The following is a 14739-nucleotide window of genomic DNA, read 5'->3' as shown; positions in this document are numbered from 1 at the left end:
TCTGATAAAAAAGAGAATATAATATATTATCTCAGCTTAGGGATTAAGAGGGTTTATCTTAGGCAGAGAAGAATTATTAAGCGCCAGAACTTAATGAAAGTGCACACCTTGTGCATGTCCATGTCTCTATTGGGACTTTAAGTTGACGAGGATGGGGAGTATCGAAGACTTCGGCGGATGCCCCACGGTAAGACACTACCGTTAACCATTGGTAAAGCCAAGGAGCAATTCTTGGAACAAATTCAATGTGGTGATTAAAACCTTCCTTTAAAATTTTCAAATTATAACTTTTTAAAATTAAAGAATGATTTACCGGGTATTTTTATGCAAATTTATGATATATGCATAGGTTTATTAATTGCGGCCAAAAATAGTAAAAATGTTTGGTTTTACTTTTGTTATTCACAAATTCAAATAAATTTAAATAAAACCCAAAGAGAGGAAGATTAATTATGTGTGGAATAGTAGGATATTTAGGAAAAAAAGAGGCATCGCCAATACTTATAAAGGGCTTATCAACTCTAGAGTACAGAGGATATGATTCAGCAGGAGTTGCAATAATGGATGGAGGGCACATTGATGTCCAGAAATGCAAAGGAAGACTTGCTAATCTAGAGGAGAAGCTTAATGATAATCCTGTAAAAGGGCATATAGGAATAGGACATACAAGGTGGGCAACTCACGGAGAACCTTCAGATGTCAATTCTCATCCTCATAACAGCCTAGACGGAAAAGTGAGTGTTGTTCACAACGGAATTATAGAGAATTACCTAAAGCTTAGAGAATGGCTTCAAGGAAAAGGATACAAGTTCTTATCAGATACGGACACAGAGGTTATACCAAACCTTGTTGAGTATTATTATGAAGGAAACCTTCTAGATGCTGTAATGAAAGCTACAGCAAAGATGGAAGGAAGTTATGCTATAGGAGTTATGTGCAACGATGAACCAGACAAGATAGTTGCAGTAAGAAAGGACAGTCCTCTTATAGTTGGACTTGGACAAGGAGAATGCTTTATAGCTTCAGATATACCAGCAGTACTACCTTACACTAGAGATATTTATCTTTTAAATGATAAAGAATTTATAGTAATGGAGAACTCAGGAGTATCAATATTCAATGAGTATAAAGAGCCGGTAAACAAGGAAGTATACCATGTAACTTGGAATGCTGATGCAGCAGAAAAAGGCGGATTTGAAGATTTTACATTAAAGGAAATTCACGAACAACCTAAAGCGGTAAGAGATACTTTAGCAGGAAGAATCGTACCAGGTAAAGCAATATCTTTAGATAAGATAAGCTTAACGAAGGAAGATTTAGATGAAGTAAGCAAGATTTATATAGTTGCTTGTGGAACAGCATATCATGCAGGGCTTGTTGGAAAGTATGTAATTGAAAAATTAGCAAGAATACCAGTTGAAGTTGATATAGCTTCAGAATTTAGATATAGAGATCCGATCATAGATAACAAGACATTAATAATAGTTATAAGCCAATCAGGAGAAACAGCAGACACATTAGCAGTTTTAAGAGATGGAAAGAAGAAAGGTGCTAGAGTACTTGCTATAACAAATGTTGTAGGAAGTTCAGTATCTAGAGAAGCTGATGATGTATTCTATACTTTAGCTGGACCAGAGATAGGAGTTGCATCTACAAAAGCATATTTAACTCAGCTTATAGCTATGTACACTATGTCACTTCACATGGCAGTGCTTAGAGGAACTATTTCTGATGAAGAGGTAGAAAAAATAAAGGCAGAGCTTACAGCTTTACCAGAAAAGATAAATGAAATATTAGCTAAGAAGGAAGAAATTCAAAGATTTGCAGCTAAGCACTACATGGAAAAAGATCTATTCTTCTTAGGAAGAGGACTAGATTATGCTGTATCTTTAGAAGCATCACTAAAACTTAAAGAGCTTAGCTACATTCACTCAGAAGCTTACGCAGGAGGGGAGTTAAAGCACGGTCCTATAGCATTAATTGAAAAGGGAACTGTTGTAATAACTACATTAACTCAAGAAGATTTAATAGATAAAATGGTGAGCAATGTAAAAGAAGTAGTAACTAGAGGTGCTCATGTACTTGCAGTAACTTATGAAGAAAACAAAGATATTGAAAAAGTTATGGATGCTGTTATATACATCCCAAGAACTATAGATATATTAGCACCAGTTTTAGCTATAGTACCACTTCAACTTTTAGCTTATTATGTAGCAGTACAAAAAGGTTGTGACGTAGATAAGCCAAGAAATTTAGCAAAATCAGTTACAGTTGAATAATACGATAGATAAAGTTCATATATAAATAGAAAGTAATATTAAAAACAGGGGTGATTACTTTATGAATGAAGAATTATTGAGATTATTAGAAAAATACAAAGAAACTCAAAAATGCTTAGAAATGGGCATAACCCTAGTTGATCAAAAAGATTACGCACAAGGAAAACTCGAAATAGTAAACATGATGATTCATGATATAGAAAAAGTATTAGCAGAATAAAAAAATAAATTAGGCAATACACAGAAAATACGTACTTGTCCACAGTTGAAGCTTACAGGAGGCTTTGGCTGTGGATTTTTTTATTAATAACAAGAAGAATATTACTTTTATTGGTATACAATAGTAATAATAAAAGAATTGGGGATGAGAATTTGAATAGTAAAAATAAATTTGGGTCTAAATCAAAGATCATATTAATAAGTGTAGCAATGCCTTTATTAGTGGCTATATGTGTTTATAAATCAAATAACACATATAGAATTGATGAAGTTTCAAAAATTATAATAAACTATTTAGATGATAAGTCTGTGGTATTTAAAAACTATACTTTGATTGATAAAGATAATATTAAAACAGTTATAAATGCTATGAACAACAAGGAAAAATTAAAAGGTAAGATAGATATTAGAACTCCTGATTATTCAATAATTATATTTTTAACTAATCAGACACAAGAACAATATAATTTGTGGTTAGGTGATTCTACTAAAGGACTTATTAGCAAGGATAATATAGTTTGGAAACTAAGTGAAAAATCAACTGTAACTATGAAAAAACTTCTGGATTGAATTTAAAGGGGAAATGCAAATGAATAAAAATCTTTTCTATAAAATTATTGCATATACATTGTCTATCTTTTTGCTTAGCAAATATTAATATAGAAGAGTTAAAATCTGTAATTGAAGCTTTAAAATAGCTTTGATTGCAGATTTTTTATTTTATTTCAAAGTATTTAATTGTATCATATTGATATGTTTTGTTATATATTATATTGACATGATTTAATATGTTTCATATACTTGTATTATAGTAAAAATAATCCATAATTAAACTTTAAATACCAACTATAGTCCATAATGAATAAGAAATAGAGGGGGGTATGAATTGTGAAAAATAACAGTCTTAACAGCATGTTAAAGAGCAATAAAAATATAATAATGCAGCTTGTGATACTTGGGGTCATTAGTTCGGTTTGTATATTGATAAGTCCTATATTACTAAACTTTTATTTGAGCAAAGGCTCCGATATAGATTATTCTATAGTAATGCTTATAATCGGATGCATGGTATCAGCATATGTGATTCAATTATTGATAGTTTATGTTAAAAATAGATTTGCTGTTTCTTTTAAGGTTAAGCAGTCTAAGTTACTATATGACAAGGTGTTTAAGCTAACGTATGATAAATATATAGACTTGCAGCCATCTTATTTAGTAGAGCGTATACAGATGTGTGTGATAACTTTATATAACCTTTTTGCAGAAGGACTAACCACTATAATAGCTAATATAGTAATAATTTCATTCAGTTTGATATTTTGTTTCACAATTAATAAAGTAATATTTCTTTTGCTCTTAATCTTATTACCATTTAATATATTAGGATATAAAAAGTTAAATAAGAAATTACAAGAGAAAGCCAGCGTTATGCAAAATGTTGTAGCAAGTAATTTTAAGGATATATTAAGTGTGGTGAAGCAGGTAGATTACATCAAACAAGCTGAGTCCACAGATGATGTGATAAATGTCATATCTCAAAATCTATATGATCTTGAAAAAAGTATGTATGATGTAAATATATATGCTGGTGCAGTAAGTAGCTCTTTGAAATTTGTAAATTCTTTAGTGCAAAACATTATAATCATGCTTTGTGGATATTTAGTTTTCACAGGAAAACTTCATTTCTCCTCAATCTTTATTCTTTCTATAATACTACCTATATATTTTGGAAGCATAACTAATATTATTGGAATGAATGTAAGCTTAAGAGACTTGAAGGGGGTAAAAGATTTTATAAATGATGATTTGACACACAATGAGGAAAATGAAGGAAATGTAGATGTAAATGATGTTGAAGCCATAAAGATAGATATTGATTCTGTAAGGATTAAGGATAATGAGATTATCTCTAATGTACATCTCGAGGCGAAGAAAGGGGATGTTGTAGGAATTATAGGGGGATCTGGTTCAGGTAAATCTACTATAATGAAATATATATTGAAATTTCGTGAAGTGGACAGGGTTTTAGTAAATGGAATAGATATTAAAAATATAAGAAATAAGTCGCTTAGAAATCAGATGCTTTATTTTTCTCAAGAGGTCCCTATATTATCAAAAAGCTTGAAAGATAATTTGTTATTTGGAAGAAATGAAAATGATGTTGATTTTTCTAAACTTGATAGTTGTAATCTTTTAGAAAGTCTCAAGGATAAATCAGGTGGTTATGATAGAGTTATACTAGAGAACGGTAACAACCTTTCAGGAGGGGAAAAGCAGAAGATAGCAATAGGACGTCATTTGATACAAGATGGAAGTGTATATATATTAGATGAAATAACTAGTTCTATAGATAAAAAGAGTGAGCAAGAGATAATGGACTTCATTATGTCTCATTGTAAAGAAAAAATTGTCTTTATAATATCCCATAATAAAGATAACTTAAAATATTGTAATAAGAAATATAAGATTGAGAATAAAAAGTTTTTAGAGTTAAAGTAAAATTAGAATTAATAGCATTTAAGATGGTATAAAAAATAATTTAACAAAAAGTACATTCCCTCTTATATGGAAAATGTGAAAAAACTGTAATATAATTTCCTAAAGGGGGTTTTTATATGCAAAAAGAAATAAGTGGACGTGGAAGGCTGTTGGATGAAAATGGAGAGTTGTTGCAGAAAGGATATGCAAAAAAACTTTTGCTTGATTATGACAGAACCAACATAAAAGCTAGAGGGTATAGAATAAAAGAGTGGGATTACTACTTGATTTACAATGATGACTTTGGAGTAGCATTTACTATAGCTGATAATTCTTATATGGCACTTCTAAGTGTGTCACTATTAGATTTTAAAAATACATTTTATAAAACTACCAGCATAATAAAACCGTTTACCTTTGGAAAGCTTAAACTTCCAGCTACATCAAAAATAGGAGATGTTTCATATAAAGATAAGAGGATAGAAATAGAGTTTTTGAATGATGCATTAAGTAGAAGAATCAATTGTAGAATGAAAAATTTTGATGGAGATAAAGATTTTGAATGCAATTTAGTTTTGACAGAGAATGGCAAGGAATCCATGGTTATAGCTACTCCGTTCGAGGAAGATAAAAAAGCTTTTTACTACAATCAAAAGATAAATTGTATGGATGTGGAAGGAAAGGCTGTCTACAATGACAGAACATACACATTTTCAAAGGGGAATTCCTTTGGAACCTTAGATTGGGGAAGGGGTGTATGGACGTATAAGAATACTTGGTACTGGGGTTCTGCATCAGGTATAGTTAATGGAAAAAACTTTGGATTTAACATAGGCTATGGATTTGGAGATACCAGCAATGCCAGTGAGAATATGATATTTTACGATGGTAAAGCTAATAAGCTTGATGAGGTTACATTTAATATACCTCAAAATGGTGAAATATATAATTACATGAGCCCATGGACATTCGCATCAAACGATGGAAGATTTGAGATGGACTTTATACCTATATTAGATAGGAAGGATTATTCGTCAGTGGGTATAATATCAAGCAACCAGCATCAAGTCTTTGGAAGATTTACTGGAAAAGTTGTTTTAGATGATGAAACAACAATAGAAGTAAGAGATTTATTGGGGTTTGCAGAGAGAGTAGTGAATAAGTGGTGAGAATTGAAAGGCTATACTGTTTTAGTGTAGTCTTTTGTGTTTAAAGGGACAATAGTGATAAAGAAGAAAAGAATATGGTATTATAAAATTAAATAAAGCTTAATTTAAAGAATTTGAGGTGGAAATTTGAAAACAATAGCTATAGTAACAGATGGCAAGAATAAACTTGATGAATTTTTGAAAGAAAATTTATTAATGGTTTTGAAAGAATATATAAAAGTGACCTTATATCATTTTAATGCTTTAGAAGACGATTTTATAATTAATGAAGATATAGTATTAGTGATGTTGAAAAACAGAGTTAATAAAATAAAAAAATATGTGGATGAAAATAAAAAGGTTATAGTAATAGAAAGAACTTTAAAGGCTAAGGATATATATAAGCTTTTTTCTATTCCTAATAATGTAGAGGTATTAGTAGTAAATGATAATTATGAGACAACTCTTGAAATGACTTCTTTATTGTATGAATTAGGGATAGACCACTTGAAGCTTGTTCCATATGATTTTAAAGGTGAGTATAAAAATATAAAAATAGCCATAACACCAGGAGAGTCTAAATTTATTCCTAAACATATAGAGAATGTAATAGACTTGGGAAATAGAATTATAGATGTATCGACTTTTTATAAGATACTTGTGTATTTAGAAATAGAAAGAGAAGATGTCATAAATAGACTAACTATATATTCTAATGAACTTATAAATGTACAATCAGGTATTAATGAAAGTTTAAAAAAGATGGTGATTAAAAATAACCAGCTAAAAACAGTTTTGAATATTTGTAAAAATGGCATACTACAATGCTCGGCAGATGGCAATATAGTTATGTATAATGATAAGTTTTTAGAAATAATGAACTTTAAAGATGATATTGAAAATAAAAATATAATAGATATATTACCAAAAGAGATGCAAGGCATCTTGAAAGCTAAAGAGGTAAAAGATGAAATAATAAGAATAAATCTCAAATACCTTAATGTTAATAAGAAAATCATGTATTACATGGGTGAAGTTATAGGAATATATTTTTATATCGAAGAGATAACTTATATAAGACAATTAGAACAAAATTTAAGTAAAAAACTTAGGGAAAAAGGACAAATTGCTAGATATAATTTAGATGATATAGTTACAGTTTCAAATACCATGGTCAAATGTAAAAATCTAGCCGATAAAGTATCGAAAACAGATTTGACTGTGCTTATAACAGGAGAAAGCGGCACTGGAAAGGAGCTAATAGCTCAATCTATACACAATAATTCCAAAAGATATAATCAACCATTTGTAGCAATAAATTGTGCTGCAATGCCTGAAAATCTTTTAGAGAGTGAACTTTTTGGATATGATAGTGGAGCATTTACAGGAGCAAATAAGGAAGGGAAAAGAGGAGTTTTTGAGCAAGCTAACCATGGAACTATATTTTTAGATGAGATAGGCGATATGCCAATGCATCTTCAAACAAAATTATTAAGAGTGCTTCAAGAGAGACAAGTTGTGAGAATTGGTAGTGAGAATGTTATAGAAATTGATGTTAGAATAATTGCTGCAACTAATAAAAACATTGCCAAACTTATAGACGAAGATAAATTTAGAAGAGATTTATATTATAGGTTAAATATATTGCCTATTAAAGTGCCTAATTTGAAGGAAAGAAAAGAAGATATAGTCCTTTTGTTAAAAAGATTTATTGGAAAAGAAATTTCTATAAGCGATGAGGTTGTTTCATTGTTAGAAAACTATAATTGGCCAGGAAATGTAAGAGAGCTTAAAAATGTAGCTTCATATATAGAAACATTATGTTGTAGCCAATGCGTTTCAATTGAGGATTTACCTCAGTATTTGATAGAAGTAAATTATAAAATTTTTGATGAACATATGTTAATGTTTAAGCAAAATAAAATTTTTGATTTAGCTATTATAATTTTAAAAGAACTAAATCAAAATAAGGGTAATGGAATTGGAAGAGTTACTTTAATGGAGAGTTTAAAAAGAAAAAATGTTATTCTTGCAGAGGGAAAAATAAAGAGGGTTTTAAATATCTTAAATTCAGTAGGCATGGTAAAGTCGCATGTTGGAAGAGGCGGAAGTAGTATAACGGATAAAGGAATAGAATTTTTAACATATGTAAAATAGGAAGTTAAACAGGAAGTTAAAACTTCCTATTTTTTTATTTATCAGAAAAATTTTAATAAAAAATCAGAAAAATTCACAACATATTATAAGTTTTAAAAGAATATTTCAAAAATACACAATAAATTCAAAGTGGCATAATAATTGCTCATAAAATAAATATACGCTAAAACTAATTAGGAGGTAGTAAACTTTGGACAAAAATAAAGTTATAGTCGGAATTTCTGGAAGCTATATTATTGATAATGGTGGTATGTTTCCGGGATATAAAAGAGCTTATGTGAATGATGATTATGTGGATTCCGTAGTTAGAGCTGGTGGAGTTCCATATATAATTCCAATTGTGCATGATAAGGAAATAATAAAAGAGCAACTAAAAAATGTTGATGTATTAATTCTTTCTGGTGGTCAAGATGTTAATCCGCTATTATGGGGTGAAGAACCTAGTTCAAAATTAGGTGAAGTGCTTACTATTAGAGACGAATTTGATATACAACTTATGAAAATTGCCAATGAAATAAAGATGCCGGTTTTAGGGATTTGCAGAGGAGAGCAGATTATAGCAGTTGCCAATGGAGGAAGCTTATACCAAGATATATCATTTATTGAAAAGGCTTACATAAAGCATAATCAAGGACATTCTCCTAATATTCCAACTCATACAGTAGAAATAGAAAAAGATAGTAAGCTATATGAAATTTTAGGTGATAAAGTTCTTACAAATAGTTTTCATCATCTTGGAGTAAAAGATGTTCCTCAAGGGTATTCAATTGTAGCAAGATCAAAAGATGGTGTTATAGAAGGGATAGAAAAAGAGGGAGATCATTTTGTTTTAGGAGTTCAATGGCATCCAGAAATGATGTCAAAAGATAATGAAGATATGCTTAATATATTTAAAAGATTGATTGATGAAGGTAAAAAAAGAAAATAATATAAAAAATATATAAGGAGTGTATTATTTATGAGTGATAAAAATAAATTGGGTTTATTTAGTATTGTACTATTAGGAATTAACGCTATTATAGGTTCAGGTATTTTTGTATTACCTGGAGATGGATACTCTAAGTTGGGGCCAGCAAGTGTATTAGTAATAATTTTTTGTATGGTATTATCTGTTTCTATTGCTCTATGTTTTGCAGAAGCTGGAAGTTGGTTCGAAGAAAATGGTGGTCCATATGTATATGCAAGAGAAGCTTTCGGTGATTTTATAGGGTTTGAAGTTGGATTTATGAAATGGGCTATTGGTATAATAGCATGGGCTGCTATGGCAAATATATTCACAACAGTACTAGCCAATGTATGGCCAACAGCTGCAGATCCAACAGTCAAAAAAATAATTATATCTGTTGTAGTAATAGGTTTGGGCATAATTAACATAATGGGAGTTAAAATATCTAAAATCATAAACAATGTAGTAACTATAGGAAAATTAATTCCAATAATCGCATTTATAGCAGTAGGTATGTTCTTTATAAAAGGCGGAAATTTTACTCCTTTTGTTATTTTACCGGAAAACACAACATTTATGAGTGCGTTTTTTACTGCAGCTATATCATTATTTTATGCTTATACAGGTTTTGAATCTTTAGCTATTGCAGCTGAAGATATGGAAAACCCTAAGAAGAATGTTCCTAAGGCAATGGTTTTAGTAATGGCTTTTGTATCTATTGTATATTTTCTAATTATAGCTATTTCTATAGGTATATTAGGAAAGGATTTAGCTGGATCTAGTATACCAGTATCAGATGCAGCCACAGCTATAGTTGGTCCAATAGGTGGATGGTTTGTAACTATAGGTACTATTGTTTCTATTGGAGGAATAAATATAGCTGCATCCTTCGGAACACCAAGATCAGGAGTTGCGTTAGCGGAAAATGGATTGTTGCCTAAAAGCGTAGCAAAGACTAATAAAAAAGGTGTACCTTACATTGCTATCATAATAACTTGTGTATTAACTTTAATGATTGCTTTATCAGGCACATATTCTCAACTAATAAAAATAAGTGTTATTTCTAGGTTTATTCAATATATTCCTACTTGCATAGCTGTACTTGTATTTAGAAAGAAATATGTTGGAAAGAAAGTAAATTTCAAGATACCTTTTGGTCCAGTTGTTCCTATTTTTGCAACTATAGTTAGTATAGTACTTCTTGCATTTGCTGGAAGTAGTGAACCTGAAAAGATATTATGGGGATTTGGAGGACTACTTATAGGAGTACCTATGTACTTTATTATGAGATATTTAAATAAGGATAAATAGTGTAGAGTTCAATAAAATATTCATTGAAATATGATATAGTATAGATATGAATAGGAGTGATAGGATTTGAAGCTTTACTATGAGGATCAATATATAAAAGAGTTTAAGGCAGAAATTATAGATATAAAGGAAAATGACGGGAAATTTCATGTGGTTTTAGACAAGACTGCTTTCTTTCCAGGGGGAGGAGGCCAGTTTTGTGATTTAGGAACTATAGAAAAGGAAAAAGTAATAGATGTTTATGAGGAAAACGGAACGATATATCATGTTGTGGAAAAGAAACCTATAAAAATACATAAGGCATCATGTACACTGGATTGGAAACGAAGAGTTGACGGGATGCAGCAACATTTAGGACAGCATGTTTTATCAGGATGTTTCTTTAAGCTATTTAATGCAAATACTGTAGGGTTCCATATGGGTGATGAAATAAGCACTGTAGATATAAATGGACATTTGAATGAAGTACAGATAAGGGAAGCTGAAAGATTTGCAAATGAAATTATAGGAGAAAATATCAAGGTAGATTTTTTAATGCCAGATAAAAAAGAATTAAAGAAACTTAACCTTAGAAGAGCTCTTCCAAAGACAAACGAACCTATAAGAGTAGTAAAGATAGGAGATTTGGATATAAACGCTTGCTGTGGAGTTCATCCAAGTTCAACTATAGAGCTTAGAGTTATAAAGATAAAGAGATGGGAAAAGCACAAAAGTGCTACAAGAATAGAGTATGTCGCAGGAAATAGAGCTGTAGAAAACTTCTTTAAAAAGGATGAATTCTCCAAGGAAGTATGTAGATATTTAAACTGTGGAGATGAAAGTGCATTAAGTACCATAAGGAATATGTCTTCAAACATGAAAGAAACAATAGATGAAAATAAAAAACTGAGATTAGAACTTGGTGATTATAAGATAAAAGAAATGCTGAATAACGGAGAAAAAATAGAAGACATAACAGTAGTAAAGAATATCTACCAAGATGAGGATGTTAAAAACTTAGGTAAATTAGCTTCTAGGATAGTTGAAAATAATAAGGCTGTTGTGTTATTTGGAGTAGAAGGAGCTGGAAGAGCAAATCTTATATTTACATGCTCAAAGGATATAAAGAAGCTAAATATGAATGAAATCTTAAAGGATGCAATAACTCTTATAGATGGGCGAGGCGGTGGAAATAAAACGTTAGCTCAGGGAGCAGGAAAAAATGTTTCGAATTTAAATTCTACTATGGATTATGCAATGATGAAAGTTAAGAAATTATTTTAGTATTTTCCAGATAGTTTTATTAACTAAAACCAAAGTTGAATAAGAAAATTTAAAAGGTCTTGAAACCAGTTAATTGATATGATATGATATGTCCAGCTTGATAGGGGTATATCAATGAGTGGTTTTAAGGCTTTTTTTATTGAAAAAAATGAGTATTTTTTTTACTGAGAGGAAGAGACTAATTAATGAAAATACATAAGTAAAAGGATGATGTTGATTGAGAATATTAAACGGACTATTAGGAATTTCTGTCATATTTATTATTGCATATTTTATGTCTAGTGACAGGAAGTCTATAAATTGGAGAACTATAAGTATTGGATTTTTACTACAATTATTTTTTGCATTTTTAGTATTAATGTCTCCTTTTGGGAAAAAAGTGTTGGGGAAACTTTCAAGTGGAGTAACAAAAATAATTGATTATGCCAATGAGGGCATAAATTTTTTATTTGGGTCAGTTATACCTAAGGATGGAGGTATGATTTTTGCTTTTCAAGTTCTTACAATAATAATATTTATTTCATCTTTAGTTGCAGTGCTTTATTATCTTGGAATAATGCAGATGGTAGTAAGAATAATAGGAGGAGGACTAGCTAAACTTTTAGGGACTTCTCAGGTTGAAACTTTATCCGCAGCAGCTAATATATTTTTAAGTCAAACAGAGGCACCACTACTTATACGACCATATATTTTAAGGCTTAGTACCTCAGAACTTTTTACAGTTATGGTAGGAGGTCTTGCTTCAGTATCTGGATCTGTTTTAGTAGGTTATAATCTTATGGGAGTACCTCTAGAATATCTCATAGCCGCAAGTTTTATGGCAGCACCAGCAGGACTTATAATTTCAAAAATAATTATGCCAGAAAAAGAAAAACTTAAATCAGATGAGTCAGTGACTTTTGATAAGGATCAATCTGTAAATGTAATTGATGCGGCGGCAAGAGGAGCTTCTGACGGACTTCAGCTTGCTTTAAATATAGGAGCTATGCTTCTTGCATTTATTTCTCTAATAGCTTTGATTAATGGAATAATAGGGTGGGTTGGAAATCTTTTTGGAAACTCAAATTGGAGCATGGAAAATTTACTTGGATACGTATTTTATCCATTGGCTCTAGTTATAGGAGTTCCTCTTAAAGATGCTCTAACTGCAGGGTCCCTTATAGGACAGAAGCTCATATTAAATGAGTTTGTAGCTTTTAGCAGATTTGGACCTATAATGACATCTTTAGATCCTAAAACTGTAGCAATAATTACTTTTGCTTTATGCGGATTTGCCAATATATCATCTATTGCTATTTTGATAGGAGGACTTGGTGGAATGGAGCCAAAACGAAAGGATGAAGTAGCCAAGATGGGATTTAAAGCTGTAATAGCAGGTACTTTAGCTAATCTTTTAAGTGCAACTTTAGCAGGGATGTTTATATGATGACTATAAATCAGTTTAGTTATTGATATGAAAAATGAGAGTGTATCCATTTTAAAATGGAACCTATAAGATAGACACTAATAAAAGAGAGTCTATCTATATAGGTTCTTTTTTTGTACAATAAGTTTATGAGGTGAATTAACTATGAGTAAAATAAGATTTTCAAATGATGAAATTAGTAGACTATCAAGAAATAAATATGTGAGCAATGTAAGTGAAAAAGCAATAACATATACTAATGAATTTAAAATACATTTTATCGCTGAATGTAGCAAAGGGAAAACTTCAAGAGTTATTTTTGAAGAAGCTGGATTTGATATAAATACCCTCGGTATTCGTCGTATTGAATGCGCTGGTACAAGATGGAGAAAAGCATTTAAGGATAATGGAATATTAGGATTAGACGACACTAGACGAAAAAATAGTGGTCGACCACGTAAGCGTAGTATTACTAGCGATGAAATAATAGAAAAGCAAAAAGCAGAAATTGAATATTTAAAGGCTGAGGTAGAATTGTTAAAAAAATTAGAGCTGCACGAAAGGCAGGTGAGAAAAGGTAAATTAATTGCAGCACAAGCATTTGCCTTAATAGAATATATTGTTAGCAAGTTGCAAAATCATAATGTAGTCAAACATCTATGCAGTACGGCTGGTGTTTCACGCTCTGGTTACTATAGATATCTGTCTTGTAAAAATATTAGAACTAATCGCGAAAACAAGGATAATTTAATTAGAAATACTATTCTTGAAGCGCTGAATTATAGAGGTTATAAAAAAGGATCAAGATCAATCAAAATGATTTTAAAAGATAAATTTAATATTGTGTATAGCAGAAGGCGTATCCAAAGAATAATGAGAAAGTACAATATAGTTTGCCCTATTAGGAAACCTAATCCATATAAGCGTATAGCTAAGGCTACAAAGGAACATACCGTGGTACCTAATCTACTCAATAGAAATTTCAAGCAAGAAATACCTGGTAAAGTATTGCTTACAGATATCACATATCTACCATATTCAAATAATAATATGGCTTATTTATCGACCATCAAAGACGCTTCTACTAATGAAATCCTAGCATATAATTTATCTAATAGAATAACCTTAGATATCGCCACGAATACAATACTTAAACTAATGGCCAACTCCAATGTCAAATTAGCAAAAGATGCTTTTATTCACTCAGATCAAGGTAGTCATTATACAAGTCCAATATTTCAAAAACTTTTAAAATCTAAGAATCTTGGACAATCTATGTCTAGACGTGGTAACTGTTGGGACAATGCTCCTCAAGAATCATTTTTTGGTCATATGAAAGATGAAATTGATTATAAATCTTGTTCAACTTTATCTGAACTACAGTTAATTATTGATGACTATATCGACTACTATAACAATGATCGTTGCCAGTGGAATTTAAAAAAGCTGACTCCTGTTCAATACAGAAATCAGCTTTTAGTAGCCTAGCTCTCTTTTTTTAGTGTCCTTGACATAGGTTCCACTTTATTTAGA

11 protein-coding genes are annotated in these 14739 nt (G+C 30.6%); all 11 read left to right on the top strand.

What is annotated here, in order from left to right:
• Window positions 1-452 precede the first annotated feature (452 nt).
• The 11 genes from glmS (at window position 453) to KQH81_RS14965 (ending at window position 14694) form a co-directional block, all read left to right on the top strand.
• Window positions 453-2279, top strand: coding sequence for a glutamine--fructose-6-phosphate transaminase (isomerizing) (gene glmS, locus KQH81_RS15015; RefSeq protein WP_027637757.1), 1827 nt, complete (start codon window positions 453-455; stop codon window positions 2277-2279).
• Window positions 2280-2340: 61 nt separating this feature from the next.
• On the top strand, window positions 2341-2499 hold the full coding sequence (locus KQH81_RS15010) for a hypothetical protein (protein ID WP_168972047.1): 159 nt from the start codon (window positions 2341-2343) through the stop codon (window positions 2497-2499).
• 152 nt (window positions 2500-2651) lie between these two features.
• Window positions 2652-3068 carry a hypothetical protein gene (locus KQH81_RS15005; protein WP_074845204.1) on the top strand — a complete coding sequence of 139 codons (417 nt, stop codon included), beginning with the start codon at window positions 2652-2654 and terminating at the stop codon, window positions 3066-3068.
• A gap of 318 nt (window positions 3069-3386) precedes the next feature.
• Window positions 3387-4997 (top strand): ATP-binding cassette domain-containing protein, encoded by a 1611-nt coding sequence (locus KQH81_RS15000; RefSeq protein WP_074845208.1) that lies wholly within the window; start codon window positions 3387-3389, stop codon window positions 4995-4997.
• A 116-nt stretch (window positions 4998-5113) separates the two neighbouring features.
• On the top strand, window positions 5114-6145 hold the full coding sequence (locus KQH81_RS14995; RefSeq protein ID WP_074845210.1) for a DUF2804 domain-containing protein: 1032 nt from the start codon (window positions 5114-5116) through the stop codon (window positions 6143-6145).
• Between the two features lie 126 nt (window positions 6146-6271).
• Entirely contained in the window at window positions 6272-8281 is a 2010-nt protein-coding gene (locus KQH81_RS14990) for a sigma-54 interaction domain-containing protein (RefSeq protein WP_027637753.1), read from the top strand.
• Between the two features lie 190 nt (window positions 8282-8471).
• Window positions 8472-9209 (top strand): gamma-glutamyl-gamma-aminobutyrate hydrolase family protein, encoded by a 738-nt coding sequence (locus KQH81_RS14985; RefSeq protein ID WP_074845214.1) that lies wholly within the window; start codon window positions 8472-8474, stop codon window positions 9207-9209.
• 30 nt (window positions 9210-9239) lie between these two features.
• Window positions 9240-10538: an APC family permease gene (locus KQH81_RS14980; RefSeq protein WP_074845216.1), complete on the top strand. Its 1299-nt coding sequence runs from the start codon at window positions 9240-9242 to the stop codon at window positions 10536-10538.
• 66 nt (window positions 10539-10604) lie between these two features.
• The gene (locus KQH81_RS14975; RefSeq protein WP_074845218.1) at window positions 10605-11801 is read left to right on the top strand and encodes an alanyl-tRNA editing protein; all 1197 of its coding nucleotides are present in this window, start codon (window positions 10605-10607) and stop codon (window positions 11799-11801) included.
• Window positions 11802-12018: 217 nt separating this feature from the next.
• Window positions 12019-13227, top strand: a complete 1209-nt coding sequence (locus tag KQH81_RS14970; RefSeq protein WP_027637749.1) for a NupC/NupG family nucleoside CNT transporter — start codon at window positions 12019-12021, stop codon at window positions 13225-13227.
• Between the two features lie 144 nt (window positions 13228-13371).
• Window positions 13372-14694, top strand: a complete 1323-nt coding sequence (locus KQH81_RS14965; RefSeq protein WP_022788069.1) for an IS3 family transposase — start codon at window positions 13372-13374, stop codon at window positions 14692-14694.
• Window positions 14695-14739 lie beyond the last annotated feature (45 nt).

It is taken from the genome of Clostridium cadaveris, assembly GCF_020911725.1.
Lineage (GTDB): Bacteria > Bacillota > Clostridia > Clostridiales > Clostridiaceae > Clostridium_X > Clostridium_X cadaveris.
The sequence above is the reverse complement of the archived record's forward strand: the minus strand, read 5'-3'. Positions and strand labels throughout refer to the sequence as shown.